The 19,872-nt window shown below is 37.7% G+C and carries 16 protein-coding genes; 6 read left to right on the top strand and 10 right to left on the bottom strand.

Going from position 1 to position 19,872, the window contains the following annotated elements; translation table 11 throughout:
- Positions 1-8 precede the first annotated feature (8 nt).
- The 5 genes from BLW74_RS11160 to BLW74_RS11140 form a co-directional block, all read right to left on the bottom strand.
- On the bottom strand, positions 9-461 hold the full coding sequence (locus BLW74_RS11160; RefSeq protein ID WP_089692471.1) for a nuclear transport factor 2 family protein: 453 nt from the start codon (positions 459-461) through the stop codon (positions 9-11).
- The gene (locus BLW74_RS11155; protein ID WP_089692470.1) at positions 458-1,192 is read right to left on the bottom strand and encodes an SDR family NAD(P)-dependent oxidoreductase; all 735 of its coding nucleotides are present in this window, start codon (positions 1,190-1,192) and stop codon (positions 458-460) included. Before BLW74_RS11155 ends, BLW74_RS11160 begins: the two co-directional genes overlap by 4 nt.
- Before the next feature lie 3 nt (positions 1,193-1,195).
- Positions 1,196-1,414, bottom strand: a complete 219-nt coding sequence (locus BLW74_RS11150) for a tautomerase family protein (protein ID WP_089692469.1) — start codon at positions 1,412-1,414, stop codon at positions 1,196-1,198.
- A gap of 38 nt (positions 1,415-1,452) precedes the next feature.
- The gene (locus BLW74_RS11145) at positions 1,453-1,986 is read right to left on the bottom strand and encodes a YceI family protein (RefSeq protein ID WP_089692468.1); all 534 of its coding nucleotides are present in this window, start codon (positions 1,984-1,986) and stop codon (positions 1,453-1,455) included.
- Positions 1,987-2,093: 107 nt separating this feature from the next.
- On the bottom strand, positions 2,094-2,666 hold the full coding sequence (locus BLW74_RS11140; protein ID WP_089692467.1) for a Crp/Fnr family transcriptional regulator: 573 nt from the start codon (positions 2,664-2,666) through the stop codon (positions 2,094-2,096).
- Positions 2,667-2,861: 195 nt separating this feature from the next.
- Between BLW74_RS11140 and BLW74_RS11135 the strand changes: the two genes are divergently transcribed.
- Positions 2,862-3,800: an SPFH domain-containing protein gene (locus tag BLW74_RS11135; protein ID WP_089692466.1), complete on the top strand. Its 939-nt coding sequence runs from the start codon at positions 2,862-2,864 to the stop codon at positions 3,798-3,800.
- A 149-nt stretch (positions 3,801-3,949) separates the two neighbouring features.
- Here BLW74_RS11135 and BLW74_RS22675 read toward each other — a convergent pair whose 3' ends face one another.
- The gene (locus tag BLW74_RS22675; protein ID WP_228424867.1) at positions 3,950-4,564 is read right to left on the bottom strand and encodes a DUF4377 domain-containing protein; all 615 of its coding nucleotides are present in this window, start codon (positions 4,562-4,564) and stop codon (positions 3,950-3,952) included.
- A 148-nt stretch (positions 4,565-4,712) separates the two neighbouring features.
- Between BLW74_RS22675 and BLW74_RS11120 the strand changes: the two genes are divergently transcribed.
- Entirely contained in the window at positions 4,713-6,734 is a 2,022-nt protein-coding gene (locus BLW74_RS11120; RefSeq protein WP_089692465.1) for a hypothetical protein, read from the top strand.
- Between the two features lie 138 nt (positions 6,735-6,872).
- Positions 6,873-7,337 carry a hypothetical protein gene (locus BLW74_RS11115; protein WP_089692464.1) on the top strand — a complete coding sequence of 155 codons (465 nt, stop codon included), beginning with the start codon at positions 6,873-6,875 and terminating at the stop codon, positions 7,335-7,337.
- A gap of 7 nt (positions 7,338-7,344) precedes the next feature.
- On the opposite strand, the gene BLW74_RS11110 is transcribed toward BLW74_RS11115, so the two are convergent.
- From BLW74_RS11110 to BLW74_RS11095, 4 genes are all read right to left on the bottom strand, one after another.
- Positions 7,345-7,683: an Mpo1-like protein gene (locus BLW74_RS11110; RefSeq protein WP_089692463.1), complete on the bottom strand. Its 339-nt coding sequence runs from the start codon at positions 7,681-7,683 to the stop codon at positions 7,345-7,347.
- 154 nt (positions 7,684-7,837) lie between these two features.
- On the bottom strand, positions 7,838-9,520 hold the full coding sequence (locus BLW74_RS11105) for an APC family permease (RefSeq protein WP_089692462.1): 1,683 nt from the start codon (positions 9,518-9,520) through the stop codon (positions 7,838-7,840).
- Between the two features lie 105 nt (positions 9,521-9,625).
- Positions 9,626-11,890, bottom strand: coding sequence for a CocE/NonD family hydrolase (locus BLW74_RS11100; protein WP_185116351.1), 2,265 nt, complete (start codon positions 11,888-11,890; stop codon positions 9,626-9,628).
- Positions 11,891-12,072: 182 nt separating this feature from the next.
- Positions 12,073-14,313: a CocE/NonD family hydrolase gene (locus tag BLW74_RS11095; RefSeq protein ID WP_089692461.1), complete on the bottom strand. Its 2,241-nt coding sequence runs from the start codon at positions 14,311-14,313 to the stop codon at positions 12,073-12,075.
- Between the two features lie 256 nt (positions 14,314-14,569).
- Here BLW74_RS11095 and BLW74_RS11090 point away from each other — a divergent pair, with 256 nt between their 5' ends.
- From BLW74_RS11090 to BLW74_RS11080, 3 genes are read left to right on the top strand one after another with little or no spacing between them, the layout of a single operon-like run.
- Positions 14,570-17,533, top strand: a complete 2,964-nt coding sequence (locus tag BLW74_RS11090; RefSeq protein ID WP_089692460.1) for a tetratricopeptide repeat protein — start codon at positions 14,570-14,572, stop codon at positions 17,531-17,533.
- Positions 17,534-17,536: 3 nt separating this feature from the next.
- On the top strand, positions 17,537-18,028 hold the full coding sequence (locus BLW74_RS11085; RefSeq protein WP_089692459.1) for a hypothetical protein: 492 nt from the start codon (positions 17,537-17,539) through the stop codon (positions 18,026-18,028).
- A gap of 36 nt (positions 18,029-18,064) precedes the next feature.
- Positions 18,065-19,825: a TonB-dependent receptor gene (locus tag BLW74_RS11080; RefSeq protein WP_089692458.1), complete on the top strand. Its 1,761-nt coding sequence runs from the start codon at positions 18,065-18,067 to the stop codon at positions 19,823-19,825.
- The last annotated feature ends 47 nt before the right edge of the window (positions 19,826-19,872 follow it).

Here is a 19,872-nt window from a genome sequence, read left to right as displayed (position 1 = left end):
AGTATGAATTAAGGTTGTAAGTGAGTCAATGTTTTGTTAACAATCATCCATTTTCCCTCTATCTTATTGAAAGTTATGAAATTATAATAATTAAAATTATACATTTTTACATTTAATTTGACCATGGCAATTGAATTGATGACCTCCAGTGAAATAATTTCAGCGTGAAATAATTTTCCGGACTTTTCCGGGCTAACACGGCTTCCAACTCCTTCAATATATTGCTGCACAGTTTTGAAATAGGGAACTCCACTGACATCTCCGAAAAGCAGGGCTTCTTTAAAAAACGCTTTTTTCAGAAGCTCAGTATTTCCTTCGTAAATCCCTTTGAAATAATAATTCTCTATGACATTTCTTATTTCAGTTTCTGGTGTTTGAGCGGTATTCATTTCTTTTACGTTTTGAGCAAGGCCGTTCAACGGAAAGCTGAACAGCCATGCTATAATTAATGATAGTTTCATAATAAATGATGCCCGGCACCCATACCACCGTCCACATTGATGATGGCTCCGGATATTAACTGATTTTTAGCAATGGCATGAATCATATGGGCAACTTCTTCAGGTTCTCCAATACGGTTGATAAGATGAAGCCCTGAATTCTGATCGAGATCTGACCCATGCATTGGAGTTCGGATCAGCCCGGGAGCCACTGTATTCACCCGTATGTTTTCTTTTCCAAATTCTGCAGCCAGCTGTAAAGTAAGTGCATGAATAGCGCCCTTGCTGGAAATAGGGGCTGTAGAAGGAGATTCTGCAATTGCATGATATACCAGTGGCGTTCCTACATTGATTACCACACCGTTTTTTTGCTTGATCATCGTTGGAATAACAGCCTGCGTGGTAAAGAATGTTCCTTTTAAATTAGTCGTTAAAAAGCGGTCAAGATATGCTTCACTGACTTCCAGAAACGGCTTGTTTTCGTAAATTCCGGCATTGTTGATCAGTACATCAACGGATCCAGATTTTTCCATGGCGGCTTGTACCATTGCCTCTCCTGTTGCTTTTTTCGAAACATCTCCTGCAACCATAGCCAGATTTTTTCCGGCTCCCAATTCATGATATGCCTCTCTCAATTTGGATTCTGTTTGTGAGTTAATAATTACATAATCACCTTTTTCTAAGAAATAACGGGCAGTTTCCAATCCTATTCCTGAAGATGCTCCTGTTATTAATACGGTCTGTTTTTTCATCGCTTATTTTTTTTCTGTGGAAAATCCCTGTTCTTTCAAAGCTGAAACCTGATCGCCGGCATATCCCCAGTTATCATCTTCAATTTCATTGATGATAATATGCGTCAAATGAGGATCCTTATTTAAAACTGAAGTTACAGCTTCACTTATTTTTCTGATTAATTGTTGTTTTTTTTCGCGACTAAGGTTTTCGCGAAGCACATCTACTTTTACGAATGGCATGATGGTAATTTTTTAAGATTATTGCTATTTGAATTGTATTACAATGCATCTGCAACCAGATGAATAGTAAGATCAAAATTGTTGTAGATCAGGGTATCACCGAGGTTAGTGAAGAAATTGGAAGATCTGAATTTAATGTTGAATTTCGTTCGGTCTACAACTATTTTCGTTTGTAGTACAGCATTATCATCTTTTGCGGTAATATGCAAATTTGCATCAACAAGGTTTGTAATGCCTTTTATAGTAAGATTTGCCTGTATATAATAGCAGTTCTCCTCACCCGGTTCAGCATGAATGATTTCGAAATAAGCTTCGGGAAACTGTTCAGAATTAAAGAAATCATCAGAAGCCAGATGATTGGCAAACTGCGTATTGGTTTCTGCATCTTCAATATCAAGAATCCTGATGGAACGGGTATCAATGGTAAATTTTCCAGAAACAGATTTTCCCTTTTCTAATGCAAAATCCCCACTTTTAATACCAATAGATCCGTTATGAGCTCCGGTTACTTTTCTCCCGATCCAGTTGATCGTACTGTTTTTTGTATTGACTTTAAAATTTTGTGTGTCCATTGTATTGGGTTTAAATATTGACACAAAGTTCAGTCGACCGGAAATAAAAATTACGTGATCTACCTCACAAAATAGAGGAGAAGATTAAATGTTCTGATTGTGACGGATTATTGCTGCAGTCTGCTCAGAGTTTCTCTTGTCACCCCAAGATAAGATGCAATCAGATGTTTGGGAACGAGATTGTATAGCTGAGGGTACATTGCTAGCAGCTCTTCATACCGAAATTTAGCGTCGTTATTCATGAAAGAAAGCAGGCGTTTCTGTGCAGCTACGTATCCTTTATTGGTTCTCCACCGGAAAAAATGTTCAATCTCATGGATTTCACTGCAGATTTTTTCCCTGTCATCATTTGAAATAGCCAAAACTGAAGCATCGGTAATGCAGTCTACATTGATGCTTGCTTTTGTTTTGTTGTAAAGCGCATCAAAATCTGTCACCCACCAGCCAGGCATACCAAACTGAAGAATAAACATTTTCATATTATCATTCATATAAAAGGATTTCAGACAACCCTCCAGGACAAAGTATTCATAATGGACCAAGTCACCTTCCGAAATAAGGCGCTGTCCTTTCTTTACACTCATCAGATGAAAATGCTCAAATACGTAATCCAGCTGTTCTTCTGTAAGAGATATCAATTTTGAAATGTGCTCTTTTAATATTTCTTTAGAATTGACCATGATGTTAAATGAATATTCAAAAGTAGTTTTTTTCCCGGTTATTTTATTTAAAAATCCAAATGTTATGTTGATGCAGTGTTTTGTGAGCCCAATGGGGGTGCGCTATATTTTATTTTCCTATATTTAAACCAATACTTGTGCAAAATATTTTTAACAAAACAGTAGTAGTAACGACGTATTAATAAAATTAAAACTATGGGTATATATTTAGCGCCCGTTATTTTCTTCGGGCTTATCATTTTGTTCGCTTCGTTTTTTGTGGTTAAGCAGGAAACAGCTGCTATTATAGAGCGCTTTGGAAAATTTCACGGAGTAAAACATTCAGGGCTTCATCTTAAGCTTCCTGTTATTGATCAGATTGCCAAAAGACTTAATCTCAGAATTCAGCAGCTGGATGTAATGATTGATACAAAGACGCTTGATAACGTTTTTATTAAAATGAAAATTTCAGTGCAGTATCAGGTTATCAGAAATCAGGTAGGAGATGCGTTTTACCGTCTGGAAAATCCTGAAAATCAAATTACCTCTTTCGTATTCGATGTAGTGCGGGCGGAAGTTCCGAAGCTGAAACTGGATGATGTTTTCGTAAGAAAAGACGATATTGCAGTGGCGGTAAAAAGTGAGCTTCAGGAAGCCATGAACAGTTACGGGTACGATATTATCAAAGCATTGGTAACTGATATTGACCCGGATGAGCAGGTAAAGCATGCGATGAACAGAATCAATGCTGCAGAAAGGGAAAAAACAGCTGCAGAATATGAATCTGAAGCACAAAGGATCAGAATTGTAGCGGTAGCAAAAGCTGAAGCAGAATCTAAAAAACTGCAGGGGCAGGGGATTGCCGACCAGAGAAGAGAAATTGCAAAAGGACTTGAAGAATCTGTAAGAATGCTGAATAATGTTGATATCAACTCACATGAAGCATCAGCGCTTATTGTGGTAACACAGCACTATGATACTTTGCATTCTGTGGGAGCCAGCAACAGAAGCAACCTTGTTCTTCTGCCCAATTCACCAACCGCAGCAAGCGGTATGCTGAATGATCTGGTAGTAGCCATGACAACAGCAAACACCGTAGGAGAAGCTACAAAAGGAAAATATCCGGATCCGCCTCAAAAAGAAACCGGATTTTAGCATACAGATGGTTCAGGAAGAGCAAAAGACGAGGTAAATATAAATCATCTGTTTATTTTTATCCGCCAACCAAAAGTACATCGTCTTTATTCTTCCCGCTTTCCTTCTACATAGTAAAAAAGCTCCTGAGATTTCAGGAGCTTTTTCTATTATTTCTTCGTTTTAGAAACTTGTTCGATCAGTGTGTATTTGATGGAAGAAGCATCTGCCGGTGGATTTTCTATTTTTTCTGTTTTTACTTTTAAAACATATTCATATCCCGGTTCATAAGTAAATCCTTCAATGCTGCTGTAGAAATTGGTCCAGTTTTCAGAAGCGTTTTCTTTTACCTGCATGCATTTCATACGGCCAGCTCCTGCAGAACAGTCTACAGTTTGGGGTCCTACAATAATTGTCTTTTCATTGGATGCCATTTCTTTCTTTTTGGTCTTAGAAACCTGCTTTACCAAAGTATATTTTAGGGAAGATCCATCAGCTGGCGGATTGGCAATCTTCTCTGTTTTTACCTTTAAAACATATTCATACCCCGGTTCATAAGTAAATCCTTCGATATTGCTGTAGAAATTCGTCCAGTTTCCGGAACCGTTTTCTTTTACCTGCAGACATTTCATTGGAGCTACACCTGTACAGTCTGCGGTCTGCGGTCCTACGATGAATGTTTTTTCATCAGCTGCGGATGCATGGGCTGTGGTTGTACATTGTGTCATTGCGAATAATGCTAATGCGGGTGCTGCCCCTTTTAGAATTGTTGCTATACTTTTCATAAACTTGATTTTTCCCCCATACCTCGCAATTACCATGCCGAAAAGGTTTTCTTGAATTTGTAGTACTTCTGCTATTGTTTTTTACTTTTTTAATCGTTTAATTTGAAATTCTTAATCACTAACCACAAATTTAAGTCGTAAAGTACATATGGAAAATCAAATGCAAGTTGAAAATTACAGGATCCAAAAACCTGAAATGTGGGCAGGATCTATCGGAGATGAGGAAATAATACTCCGAATCAAAGACTCCGAATTCGCCAAAAAACAAATTGATGAAGGCCGTGACTACTGCTACTTTTTAGATAAAAAATATTACACCAGCAATACAGAAAACAGTGAGTATGTCTGCATGGCCTATACACTGAATGAACCCGGCAACCTGGAAAGGGCCTCTGTTTCTGATGTGATTGTAGAAGAAAATGAAGTATATCAGATTCACAGAATCAGTGTTTTGAGAGACGGTGTACTGATTGATAAGATTCCGGATACCAAGATCAAGGTTCTTGACAGTGAGAATCAAAGCAGCGGAGGCGTTTTAAGCAGTAATAAAAAAATCAATATTACCATCAAGGATCTTAGGCTGTATGATGTTCTTATTCTGGAAGATTCAAGAATCAAAGAATTTACAGACCGTGATTTTCTGAGAAAGGAATTCTCAAAATATGTCTGGGTAAGTCCGGATAATTACTGGGCGTATGGCAGTTTTAAATTTACATTCATCAATGAGCGTGAACAGACTATTGCCTACAAAAAGACATTTTTCAGAGATGAACTCGGCAATGTTCTTGAACCGGAAATAAATCATCTGAAAAAAGGAGACCGATTTGTGATCGAAGAAGAAAATTATATCAATCCTGTAGATTCCGGACGTGAAATTTTTCCTTACATAGATTTTGCTACGGAAAGTAACTGGAAAGATCTTTCCAATTATATCGTACCATTCTATGAAGAGATCTTCAATAAATCTTCTTTACAGGATTTTGCTCCTAATCTCATTGAAAAACTGGATGCTATAGCTGATCAGGATGAAAAGCTGCAGTTTGCGATAGAATATGTTCAGAATCATATCTATTATATTTTCAATGCTGATGAAATGAATGGGCATAAGCCTCAGGAACCGTCAGTAACCTATGAAAACAAGCAGGGAGACTGTAAAGCAAAATCTGTTCTGTTAAAAGTGATCCTTGATTATATCGGGGTGGATGCCTCTGTAGTTCTGGTTAATTTTAATACAGATTATTATATTAAATATTATCTGCCGTCATTGCTGAACTTCAATCATGTGGTAGTAAAAGTGAATTACAAGGGACAGGAATATTTTATAGATGCTACCATCCGTGATGAATTTGGATTGATTGAAAACAGAGGATTTATCTATTTTATGCATTATCTGGAAGTGAAAAAAGATCATGAGCTTCAGGTAAGAAAATCGTATAAATACCCTTATTTCTGTATTGACGAGAAAGTGGATCTGAATGCCCAGGGCAATACAGGTAAACTCACTTTATCAACTACTTACAAAGGAAACAGAGCCAATGCTATGCGCAGGTATTTTAAAAGTACCAACAAAAGAGAAATTATAGACAGCTGGAACAGTTTCCTTTTCTATGCGCTTAATTATTCAGGTGACCGTAATGGTACAGATGTCCGAAATGTATTCAAAGATGCTGCAATTGATGTAGTAAGCGATGATAAAAGACTGAATGAGGTGAAAATTCAATATAGCGCTGTTGTTGAGAATCCTTACTTTGTAGATCCACAGAAAAACCGCTTTCTGATGTACTTCGACCGTAATGTTATAAAGTCCAGCGCCAGAGATTTTATTCATAAAGATTTACCGTTCTGGCATAATTTCGACAGCGAGAAATACGAAATCAACCTGCATACAGATCAGAAAATTGATACTGAAGAAAAATATACGGTTCAGGAATGCACGATAGCAAATCCATATTTTGATTATAAAAGCCGTAAAAAGGTCAACAAAAACGGGGCAAGTGTTTCTATTGAGTACAATCCTCTTGTTAATCTTGAGATTCCGCAAAGTGAATTTGAACAGTTCAGAACAGATCATCATACCGTTGCAGACAGTAATTTCGGGCTGGGAATTGATATCATTGAACCAGGACTGATGAACATGCTTAAATTCAGTTTTAAGAAAAAATTCAAATAAAATCCTGATTTTAAGTTCAGATTTTAAAATGTAAAGGTAAAGTTACGGCGGGCGGCGCAGCCGCCCGCCGTAACTTCTTTATTCTAATTATATTCATTCACAGTTATTTCTGATTGTGAAAAGTAAAATTTTTGATGTATGAATTATGTAACGGCAATCTATCTCCTCAATATTGTGCTGTATGCCATGTATTTCTTTGGGAAGACTGGTGGTGAATCTGACATTTCCGGTGCGGATTTTTTTGTCTCAGGGATCTTATCTCTTTTTCTGCTTTTTGCCGGCTATCTGAATGCAAAAAAAGGAATGATCTACAGAACTGTTTTGTGGGTGTTTTTGGTGAATATGTTTTTATTTGTCTGTTCCGGTTTGTTTGATCAGTTTGGAAGTGATTTCAATATCCTATCTACAAGCAATAGTGACAGCTTTCTTTTTTCGCTCGCACTTATTGTGTATAACGCATATCTCTTTCCTTTAACGATTGTTCTTGAGGGCTCAGGACTGGCATTGATCGTTCCTGTTGTATTGTCATTTATTCTGCCTTCATTGGGCTATATGATAGGGCAGAAACTTCATCCGGACAAGCAAAATTCCACAGAGTTATAGTCATTGGCTAACCCTGATTCTGAGGCTGATTATTGGAGGTAAAGAATTTCTGTTTACCAATAAGCAATTCGAAGAACAGTCTGAAATCAGAAATTAAAGACCATAAAGGATATTTAAAGGTAGCCGGTTTATTCCTTTCAATCACCGCATGACTGAACCATGCAAATCCGTAACCCACAATAGGGATGTACCAAAGAAATCTTTCTTTCCCGGAACTGATGACGTATCCTATCACGAAAAATACAAGAAACGTTCCGATAAAGTGAAATATTCGGGTTCCTGTTTTGCTATGTTCAGTAAGGTAAAATTGGTAAAATTCTCTGTATGTCTTAATTCTTTCTGCCATGGCGGTTAGTTTATGGGTTCTGATGAAGCTATAGCAAGAATTTTGCCGATTTTTAAGATCAGATAAAAAAAGAAAAAGGCAAAACAACAAATCAGTCTCCCTGTAAGTGTAACCTCTTTGCTATTTTGCCTTCTTTCAGCCTTATAATGTAGATTTAGCTGTTCTTTAATTCTTTTCCAAGCTTGCTGTTTTTGTATCCGTAGCAGAAATAAATAACCATACCGATCAGGAACCACATTCCGAACCAGAACCAGTTCTCATGGCTCATTCCGGTAAGAAGGTACAGGCATGAGCTTAATCCCACCAATGGAATTAATGACAGGTTTTTGATAAAAGCGACAACGCATAAGATCAGATTGATGATAATAAAGAAGAAAATAGAAGCTCTGAATTCTCCCTCATTGGGATCTGACCAGTTCATCAGATTATCAAAAAACTCCGGCTGCCATTTGTAGAAAACGAGAAGACTGCCAATGAAAACAACGGGAAAAATGATTTTACCATTCACATACGGAAGGTGAAATCTGCCTTTAATCTTTTCTTTAGCCGGCAACATAAGCACTCCTGCACACACCAATACAAATGCGAAAATAGTTCCGATACTTGTAAAATCAAGGATGAATGTTTTATCTGTAAACAGGATAGGAATTCCTACTACGATCCCCGTAACAATGGTTGCATAAGAAGGTGTTTTGTATTTAGGGTGTACCTTTTGAAACCTTGCAGGCATCAGCCCGTCACGGCTCATGGCATACCAGATTCTCGGCTGTCCCATCTGGAAAACCAATAATACAGTCGTAATGGCAACAATCGCTACGAAAGAAACCACAAGCTCCATCCAGGCTACATTGGCATTTGTTTTTTCGAAGATAAAGGAAAGCGGATCTCCTACACCATCGAATTTTTTATAATCTACCATTCCCGTTAGAACCAATGTTAAAGCGATATAAATCACCGTACATAATACAAGAGAAATGATCATTCCTTTAGGTAAAGTTTTCTGTGGATCTTTAGTTTCTTCAGAAAGTACACTTAATGCATCAAACCCAATATAAGCGAAGAATACTCCCGATACAGCGCTCATTACCCCGGCAAAACCATTCGGCATAAAGGATGGAGTTCCCGTTGCAGGGCTTACAGGGGTCCAGTTTTCAGTGTTGATATATGCAAAACCTACCAGAATAACCAATATAATTACTCCCAGTTTCAGGATAACCAGGGAGTTGTTAAAGTTTTTACTTTCTTTTACTCCTACGTAGCAAAGCCATGTAATCAAACCATTGATCACCAAAGCCGGAATATCTACAATAAATTTTAAACTTCCTATTAAAGGAGCTGTTTTCCAGGCATTCAGTAATTCTTTGTTTTCTGAACCGTATTGAATGGCTTTCCTGGCTTCGGTATAGCTGCAGGTAAGATAATCCGGGATATGCATGCCGAGACGTCCCAGGAAGCTTGTAAAATAATCTGACCACGAAAAGGCTACATAAATATTTCCGAAAGAATATTCCATGATCAGGGCCCAGCCGATGACCCATGCAATTAATTCTCCAAAACTGGCATAAGCATAAGTGTACGCAGAACCTGCGGTAGGAATTCTGCTGGCAAATTCAGCATAGCATAAAGCCGTAAATCCACAGGCAAAGCCACAAATCAAATAGAGTAGTATTACACCGGGACCACCTCTGAAAACGGCTTCTCCCAAACTGCTGAAGCTTCCAGCTCCAATAATGGCCGCAATACCAAAAAATACGATGTCCCACACCCCTAAGACTCTTAGAAGCCCCGTTGATGTATCTGTATCTGAATAGATTTTTCTTCTAAAAAGTTGACTCATTCAATAACTATATTTGATTTGAAAAAAAGCAAATGTAATGATTTTTTATTTTGATGTTAACAGTTGTTAAAAAACATTTGGGTAAAAATGCTCAAACAAAAGAATTTACTCTTTATAAATGGGAATTTCCACATAACTGTCGTTGTACCATTTTATTTCCAAAGGCTCACCTGCATCTTTTATAGTTTCATCACTTACATTTTTTCCTGTGCCATAATTGACCTGCCAGTTCTTATTTCTATTAACTCCTACCAGTAAGACCAGTTTACTTCCTTTTTCTATTTTTTTGCTGATGAAAAATGAGTTTTTGATTGGGATCTTCTCCTTTTTGCCAGGTTTAAGCAGATGACGTTTGGAATTGTTTTTTGCATAGCTGGCTCGGGTAAGATGGGTAGACAGTAAAAATACCTTACCATCAGGCTGTACCTGATATAATAAGGTTTTGGGATCAAAATCCTTTTTGTTGATGGAAACGTTGAATATTCCGGATAAATTTCCGCTTATTGTAATATCCTTTTCCAGAATTTCACTTTCAAAATAAACAGAATTGGTTACATATACACTATCCTGTTTGCTTACTGTATGATAAAGATATTTCGGATTTCTGTCTTTAAAGTCAACGGTCTGTTGGGTAAATTGTTCAGTTGCGGGTTTCTCAAAAACTGAAGAACCGTTTTTAAGATCCTGAAGATAAAATTTAAGAGAAGATGAGTGCATTTTATCAAGAGTAGGAACATGTTTCCATGTATTACTGTTCATGATCTGAAAATTGACTTTATCTTTCAGAAGTTCCGGTTTTTTGCCATCCTTCAGAATATAGTCGAACCATGAAAAAGCAAGCTGATCAATACTTATTCTGGCTACAGGATCTATGAGTAGATTCCCATAACCGAAAACATAAACATAATTATTTCCATAGCTTTGAGCGCCTGCATGATCATAAGGTCCTATTACCAAATAATGGTTAGGATTTCTGTTGTATTTGTAATGTTCTTTATAATAATACAATGCTCCGATCTGATCAGCATCATAATAGCCTGTAGTCGTTAAAACAGGAATGTTTATTTTGGCAAATTCTTTTTTGTAAGGAACCATGCCTTGCCAGTATTTATCATAACCGGGATGATCCAGCCATCTTTGGAATATTGTACTGGGCTTCCCGCTTAAAGAATCAAGGGCTCTGAATGATCTGCCGCTTTTATACCATGCTGTATTGATAGAGTCCCATTTTGTATCATTATTGAAGCTTGCTTCATCGGTCAGCTTATTATTGGTGACATACTGAATCCACTGGAGCATATAGCCCTTGAAGACATTATTCTGAGAAGGATAATCTATTCCGATCCCTACCGAAACCTGAGGCACAATGGTTTTCAAAGCCGGGTGCAGTTTTTTGGCAGCTGCCCATTGGCTGAATCCTAAATAACTTCCGCCTATCATTCCTACTTTACCATTGCTCCACGGTTGCTTGCTTACCCAGTCTATGACTTCATAAAGATCCTGCGCTTCATCTTCAAATGGATGATTGGGGTCATCGCTGTCTCTTTTTCCACGGGTATTAACCACGGCTCCTACATAATTGTAAACAGCTGCTCTTTTCCCCATCCCTGCATCTACAAATTCTCCGGCATAAATATTATTGGTAAGTATAACGGGAAGAGGAGACGTGTTTTCTTTTTTTCGTACAATTGTAATGGTGAGTTTTGTTCCTTTTTTTAAAGTAAGTATTTTGGATTCGATGATGAATTTCTCCTGCTCCTTTACTTTAAAAAGCTGTATAATCTGGGGTTTGATGCTTGAGTAGGTCTTATAATTGACATAGTTTTTACATAAAGCCAGAGCGGAAGCATAGTCTATACTATCCTTATCTTTTTGTTTGTCAAGTGCTGCTTTCAGCCTTTTTTTATGATCCCTTACATCTGAATCAATATCCAGGGTAAGTCCTACTTTGGCAGTCAGCGGCTCGGATAAACTTTCATATCTTGTAGTAAAAGCCGCTTGAAGAGCATCTGGAAACGGAATATTTTTATCCTTTTCAATCAGCCTGGCCATACTATAGATTTCATGACCAAGATGTTTGTTCCCTGCCATGTTATGATCTGCATATTCCATGCGGTAAGCGGTTACACTTGCAATTGAACTTTTGTAATCCTTTGCCGCGAGCTGTAAACGAAACAGGTTATCTAAAAATGTGAGTACATACTTCGGTTTGTTCTTAGGAGACTGATATTCAGTGATCACCTTTAAAGCGAGTTCGGGAATTTGTTTTTCCAAAATCACAGAATCCGTTGTTGCTGCTTTCGGAAAGTAAAACTTCTGGGCCTGCATTATATTGACAAAAAATAATGCTAAGAGTATCTTAAATTTCATTAATGGTATGTTTTGAGCTGGTGATGAAAAAGTATCACATTAAAAAATGTTCTAGATCTTCATATTGCTCAATTGGTTATTTTTTTAGCGGGCTAAATTAAGAATTTTATCAGTAAAGAATGAAATGATCTTATTATTATTGTATTGCATAAAGCCCGCTGAAATGTATTTGGAAAAGGGTTTTAGTCTTTATAAACAGGAATTTCCACATAGCTGTCATTGTACCATTTTATCTCCATGGGTTTACCGGAATCCTTTACTGTTTCATCACTTACATCTTTACCGGAACCATAATTGATCTGCCAGTTAGGACTCTTATTCACTCCGACCAATAAAAGGAGTTTGCTTCCTTTCTCTATCTTTTTACTGATAACATAAGAATTGTTAATGGGAATCTTTTCCATTTTATTAGGTTCAAGAAGCTGGCGCTTTTCATTGTTCTTGGCATAGCTTGCTCTCACGATATGAGTGGATAGGAGTGAGGGCTTCCCATCCGGCTGAATCTGGTACAGATAAGTTTCCGTATCAAAATCTTTTTTATTGATGGATACATTGAAGACTCCTGAAAGACTTCCGCTGATGATGATATCCTTGTCAAGCACCTCACTTTCGAAAGCCAGAGAATTGGTCATTTTTATACTGTCCTTTTTGCCGGCTTTGTAGTAAATATCTTTATTCGCCCTGTTTTTAAAATCAACAATTTGAGTTGTGAAGCCTTTAGTCTCTGGCCTGTTAAATACGGAGGATGTGTTTTTCTTATCCTGAAGATAAAATTTCAGGGTTGAAGTATGCATTTTATCAAGATCTGAAACATGTTTCCATGTGTTGGTATTCATTACCTGAAAATTAATTCTGTCTTTTAATATTTCCGGTTTTTGGCCTCCTTTAAGAATATAATCGAACCACGAGAAGGCAAGATCATCAATACTTATTCTGGCTGCCGGATCAATAGGAGCGCCGTTCACATAAGTAAATCCGAAGCTTTGTGCTCCTCCGTGGTTGTAAGGGCCTATTACCAGATAATGGTTGGCATTTTTATTATACAGATGATGCTGTTTAAAATAATACAATGCACCAATCTGATCATCATCATAATAACCTGTCGTGGTCAGAATAGGAATATTGATGTTAGAGAAATCCTCTTTGTAAGGAACCATTTTCTGCCAGTACTGGTCGTATCCCGGGTGATCCAGCCATCGCTGGAATATTTTGCTTGGTTTTCCGCTTATCGCATCCAAAGATCTGAATGATTTTCCGCTTTTGTACCACTTTGTATAAATCGAATCCCATTTTACCGCATTGGCAAAATCAGCTTCATCTGTAAATTTGTTGTTGGTTACATATTGAATCCACTGCACCATATAGCTCATGAAGATATTGTTCTGGGCAGGATAATCAATTCCGATGCCTACCGCAACCTGAGGAACAATCGTCTTTAATGCCGGATGCAGTTTTTTTACAGCCGCCCACTGGCTGAATCCCAGATAGCTTCCACCGATCATTCCCACTTTCCCGTTGCACCAGGGCTGTTTGCTTACCCAGTCTATCACTTCGTAAATATCCTCCGATTCATGCTCGAAAGGTTCGTTGATATTATTGCTATTTCTTTTACCACGGGTATTGACCACAGCACCTACGTAATTATAGACAGCAGCTCTTTTTCCGAAGAACTCATCAAATGAACCTGCGTAGATATTGTTGGTAAGGATTACCGGAAGTGGCGATGTGTTATCCTTTTTACGAACAATGGTAATGGAAAGGGTATTCCCGTTTTTAAGGGTAAGATCTCTGGTTTCGGTTATGAATCTTTCATTGTCCTTTGATGCTGTAAGCTGCATTACCTGAGGTTTAATTCCCGAATAGGCCTTATAGCTTAGATAACTTTTGCACAGAGCAAGGGCTGTCCGATAATCAATACTGTCTTTACCTTTTTGCCTGTCCAGGATTTTTTTCAGCTGTTTTCTGGATTCTCGTACATCTCCGTCAAGAGCAATCCCGAGCCTGGGAATCAGTTTTTCCGGAAGGCTTTCGTATTTCTGATTAAATACTTTCTGAAGTGCCTGGGAAAAAGAAGTGCCGCTTTCTTTTTGTTCCATTTTCGCAAGGCTGTACAGTTCAAATCCGATAAATCTGTATCCTCCCATATTGTGATCTGCAAACAAATTGCGGTTTTCGGAAAGAGAAGTTAGTGAATTTTTATAATCCTGAGCTGCCATCTGCAAACGGAAAAGATTGTCCATAAGGTCAACCGTATTTTCCGGTTTATACTTGGCAGACTGAAGATGAGGAATTACCTGCTGTGCAAGGCCGGGCATTTGTTTTTCCAATAGAACAGAGTCAGTTACAGCGGTTTTTGGAAAGTAAAATTTTTGTGCCTGCAGAAGGTTTACACAAATTAATGCTAAAAGAATCTTAAATTTCATGGAATGGCGTGTTTATGGTATGTTTTTAGCTGCTGTTGAAAAAGTATCAAATTTAAATACGTTTTTGATAACAGTTAATTAAAATTGTTTACATTTTATCAGACGAAAGTAGTAAATTTTATCATTGCAACGTGAGAAATTTTTCGTGGCTGTGAATAAGTATTAACAACCATTAACTCTGTTAAAACTTGCTTAAACAATAAGTTTTTAATATTTTCGTTAACTTATTTAGACTAATTTTCTTATATCAAGAAGAATGAAATCAAAAAAAATACTTTTAGCGGCTGCGGTCATTTATTTCGGAATCTCCGATGCTCAGCAGTCTCAATATTTTACCCAGAAAGAAAATTACAGGTTTAATCTAGCCGAAAATCTTTATCAGACCAAAATATACAACGCTTCACAATACGAATATGCAAGACAATATTTCTACAATCAGAATTTGTCGCGTTCGAAGAAGGAGGCTGCGCAGTTTTTTGATAATGTCATTGGTGTGATTCTACAGAAAAATCATGCCGAAGAGGGGTTAACGGCTTTCATCAGAGAATATCCTAATTCTGCTTATTTTGCTCAGGCCAATCTTCCTTTGGCAGATTACTATTTGGCAAAAAAAGATTTTGACAAAGCGCTGGAAACTCTGAAAAAAGTGAATCAGTATCAGCTTTCCAAAGAAGAAAATACACAGTATATTCTGAAGCTGGGATATGCAAAATTCATGACGGGTGACTCCAAAGGAGCTATTGATGCTCTGGAAGAAGCTTATAAAACAGCTGATCAGTCCCAGAAAGGAGATATCGCATACATGCTGGGTCATTTATATTACAGCAACAGACAAAATGATAAAGCGTTTCAGTATTTTGATTCTATAAAAGATCAGGATAAATTCTCAAAGCTGGTTCGTCCTTATTATGTACAGATGTATTACAATGATAAGAACTATGATCAGGCAATCACGGAAGGAAATGCTCTGTTAAAAGAAAATATTTCAGATTCTTATAAAGCGGAAGTTCATAAGATCATAGGAGAGAGTTACTTCATGAAGAATGATTACAGTTCTGCCTATCCACATTTGAAAGATTATCTGAGCGTACAGCAGAATCCATCCGAAAACGATTTGTATGAGATGGGATTTGTAGCGGCACAGCTTAAAAAATATGATGAAGCGGTTTCTTACTACAACCAGCTCCTTAACAGTAATTCTGCTTTAGCACAAAATGCTTATTACCAGCTAGGAAATGCTTACTTGGCAGTAGATAAAAAGCAGGAAGCGCTTTCCGCATTCCGTTCTTCTTACCAGATGGATTACGATGCAAAGGTGAAAAAGCTGGCTCATGAGCAGTATGCTAAACTTAGTTACGATATCGGTAACCCGTTTGAAAGTCCATCAGCGGTCATCCAAAGCTATATCAACGAAAATCAGAATGGAGCCAATGCCACAGAAATGAGGTCATTATTGGTGAAATCTTATCTGTATTCCGGAAATTATAAAGAAACGCTGAATGCTATTGACAGGCTGCAGAGTTCTACTCCTGAGATCAACAAAGTAGACCAGGAGGTTTCTTATTTATTGGGGACTGAAGAGTTCAACAAAGGAAATTACGATGAGGCAGAGAAATATTTCTTAAGAAGCCTTGGTTTCAATATCAATAAAGAATTTAACAGCAGAGCCTTATACTGGCTGGCACAGGTGTATTATCAGAAAGGAAATTATCCTTCGGCCATTGTCCGTTATGAAAAGCTTCTGAACGAGAGCTTCCCTGAAAAACAGCAGCTTCCGTATGATTTGGGATATGCCTATTTTAAATCAAAGAAATTTGATCAGGCGGCTACTTATTTCAAACAATATCTTGCCAACCCGAAACCGGAATTTAAAAATGATGCAGAACTTCGTCTTGCTGATATTCATTATGCCAACAATGATCTGAACGAAGCTATCGCCATCTATGATAAAAATGAAGATGCTACGGATTACACGTTGTACCAGAAAGCGATGGCTTTAGGCTTCAAAGGGGATACCCAGGCGAAAATCACCAATCTTAAAAATCTTTTATCTAAATATCCGGATTCCGAATATTATGATGACGCTCAATATGAAATCGGAACAGCTTACGCCGCTCAGGATGATTTTGGGAACTCCAATGATTATTTTGGAAAAGTAATAAAAGGTTCGTCCGACAAAGATCTGATAGCCAACGCATCTATTTACAGAGCTCAGAATTATATTGATCAGAACCAGAATGATAAAGCGCTTGCTGAACTGAAATCTTTGGGTGAGCAGTATAAAAATACGGCCTATGCCCAAAAAGTGGTGCAGGCGGCCAAACCGATCTTCACGAAGAACGGAGATGTTTCCGGATATGAAAACTTCGCAAGAAATGCCGGTGTAAATGTAGACACTGCTGAAATTGATGAGATCAACCTTTCAACCGCTAAGCAGTTCTTTGCGAAGAAAGATTATAAAAGTGCAATTTCTTACTACGAAAAGTATCTGACACAGAACCCAACAGGGGAAGGATTGTACCAGGCTAAATATGAATTGGGAGAAAGTTACTATCAGACTAACAATTCAACCAAAGCTTTACTTGTGCTTCAGGAAGTGGCTGGAATTCAGAATGATTATCAAGATGATGCACAAACTCGTTTAGCTCAAATCTTTATTGCGCAGGGGAATACTACAGAAGCTAAAAAGTACCTTGAAGGCATTAAAAACTCTTCCAACATCAGCATTAAAAACTATGCGAATGTAGAGTTAATGAAACTATACGCAGACGAAAATAATTTCTCAGAAGCTGAAAAATTAGCCAACGCAGTGATTGCGAATTCTAAAAACTCAGCGGCCGTTATTGAAACCGCAAAAGTGATCAAAGCAAGAAGTCTGATGAACTCAGGAAAGGATAAGGATGCACAGGCAGCTTACGTTTCTCTTGAAAAATCATCCAATACTTCGGTAGCTGCGGAAGCTTTATATGCTAAAGCATACTATCAGAACAAAGGAAAAGCATTTAAGTCGTCTAATGAAACGATCTTCAAGCTTGCCAATAACTATGCATCGGAAGAATTCTGGGGAGCAAAAGCATTGGTATTGATGGCGAAAAACTATATCGGTCTGAAAGACAATTATCAGGCAAGTTATACGTGTGATCAGATCATCGCAAACTATAAAGATTTCCCTGAAATTGTAGCAGAAGCTAAAGAAGTTAAAAAGCAGATTAAGAAATAGGGGATGAAAGTATTTAAAATTGCCATATACTCTTTTTTAGTTTCCTGCTCTCTCTGGAGCTGCATTCCATCGTACAGTGCATATCCAAAGGAGTATAACCATGCAACAGCTGATTTTAAAAAGCAGAAAGTTTTTGTAGTGAATAAGGATCTTGAAAGTGAATTTAAAATTTTAAAACATTCTGATATTTATGAAATTGTAGAAGACAGTACCCATGCAGCTAAGATCACCCTGCATCCCATGATGAAGCGTACACCTCCCTGCGGAAACCCAATGATTGGAAGTATGCTCACCGTAGGATTACTGCCTTCCGGATTTCCTTACGATATTGCTTACAGCTATGATCTGGCAGAGAACAGTACAACGAAAAATTATCAATACAAATTACAAGTTTATCAAAGCCTTTGGCTGTTTAATATATTCAGACTCGGGAGAACTTTTTCAAAACAGTCGGGCAAAGCTTTATTAGGCAGTTATATAGCTTCCAATAAATAAAAAACCCGTTATATATTTTTTTCAAATAAAGAAAATATGAACAAGAAGATTCAAATATTATCCATATTATTTTTAGGGGTCTCGTCCGTGGCGTTTTCCCAGATCAAGGAGGAAAAACTGGTCCTTAACAAAAAGAGAGAACCGGAAGTGAAGAAGATCGAAAAGAAGAAAACTTCTGTGGAAACCATTAAAAACTATCCGCCGGAAGAGAAATCGCAGAATCCTGTGAAATATACCATCACCGATGTTCCTGCTGTTTCTGATTTCAAAACTTCAACGATCCAGGGGGAGGACGTAGCTCCAAAATTTGACGGAACGGCTCAGAATAACTATTTCCAGTTCGGAATGGGGAATTACGGAAAAGTGCTGGTAGACGGAAATGTTTCAAAAACTCTTGAAAATAAGCTTGAAGTAGGAGCCGATGTTCACGTTCTTTCCACCAATGGTCTTAAAAAAGAGTATGACTGGAAATCCGGGCAGACTTCAGCCAATGTCGGTGCTTTCTTAAACTCTTATGGAGAAAAAGGGAAATTCAACCTTAATGCCGAATATGGCCTTGACAGCTATAATTACTACGGAATTTACGCCATGCAGCCTACGGGAGAGCTTGATCTGAAGCAAAAAGTCAATCAGTTTAAAGTGAATGGGTACTATGATTTTTACTCCAATGAAATCTTAAATGATGTAAGGGTAAAATCATCATTCCTGAAAGACCATTTTGATGCTCAGGAAAACCAGGTCTCTATCCTTGCCAATTTCTCCAAGCATGCTGTTGAATTAGGAAAGTCAGGAATTAACCTGAATGCTGATCTGGGAGTAGGATTGGATGCGGTGAAGACCGATTTTGCAATCAGGGATAAAAACTCTTCCAATTTCTTCAATACAAGCCTTACTCCGAAAGTGACGTTCAGAAAAGGAGACTCTTATCTGATGTTAGGTTCTTCATTCTCTTTCCTGAATGCTAAAAATGCTGCGGAACTGTTTTCTCAGAAAAATAATAAAACCTATTGGTTCCCACAGGCGGAGTTCCAGTTTGCGGCAGCGAACGAATTTAAATTCTACGGAGGGGTAGACGGAGGTCTGAAGCTGAATACCTATGGAGATATGTTACAGACTAATCCTTTTATCCTTTCTGACCAGTATTTAACACCTACACAGACTAAATATCACTTTTATGTAGGATTGAGAGGAGATATTGATGAAACGCTGAAATACGACTTCTCTGCAGGCTATGGAAAGATGCGGGATATTATGTTCTTTAAAGCCAATGGTCTTTTCGATAATACCTCTGTTAACCGTTCTGCCTATAATTTTGCCAATACCTTCTCTGCGGTTTATGATGACGGAAATGTAAGTGATATCAAAGGGAGTGTACAGTATTTCCCGCTGGCCAACCTTATTATTGATGGAGAATTAAGGTTTACAAAGTATGATCTGAAGACTTACGACAATATTTATAACGTTCCTTTATTCAATGCGAGCATCGGGGCAAAATATACTATGCTTGATAAAAAGCTATTGCTTGGATTCAAAGGAATCTTCGCAAGTGACAGAACAACAAACTCTTATGCGATTGAAGGGGTAGGCGCTCCGAATGTAATTTACCAGTCTACAGAGAATACCAATGATAAAGTAGGTGGATATGCTGATTTAAATCTTTCCGCAGAGTATAAAATTCACAAAAATTTCAGTATTTTCGCACTCGGAAATAATCTTCTGAGCTCAAAATACCAGACGTACAAAGGCTACAAAGTCCTGGGTGCACAGATTCTGGGAGGCGTGAAAATTACTTTCTAACGTATAAATGATTAGTAATCAGGTATTACTATCATTCATCACTGATG

This window comes from Chryseobacterium culicis (assembly GCF_900108365.1).
Taxonomy (GTDB): Bacteria; Bacteroidota; Bacteroidia; order Flavobacteriales; family Weeksellaceae; genus Chryseobacterium; species Chryseobacterium culicis.
The sequence above is the reverse complement of the archived record's forward strand: the minus strand, read 5'-3'. Positions and strand labels throughout refer to the sequence as shown.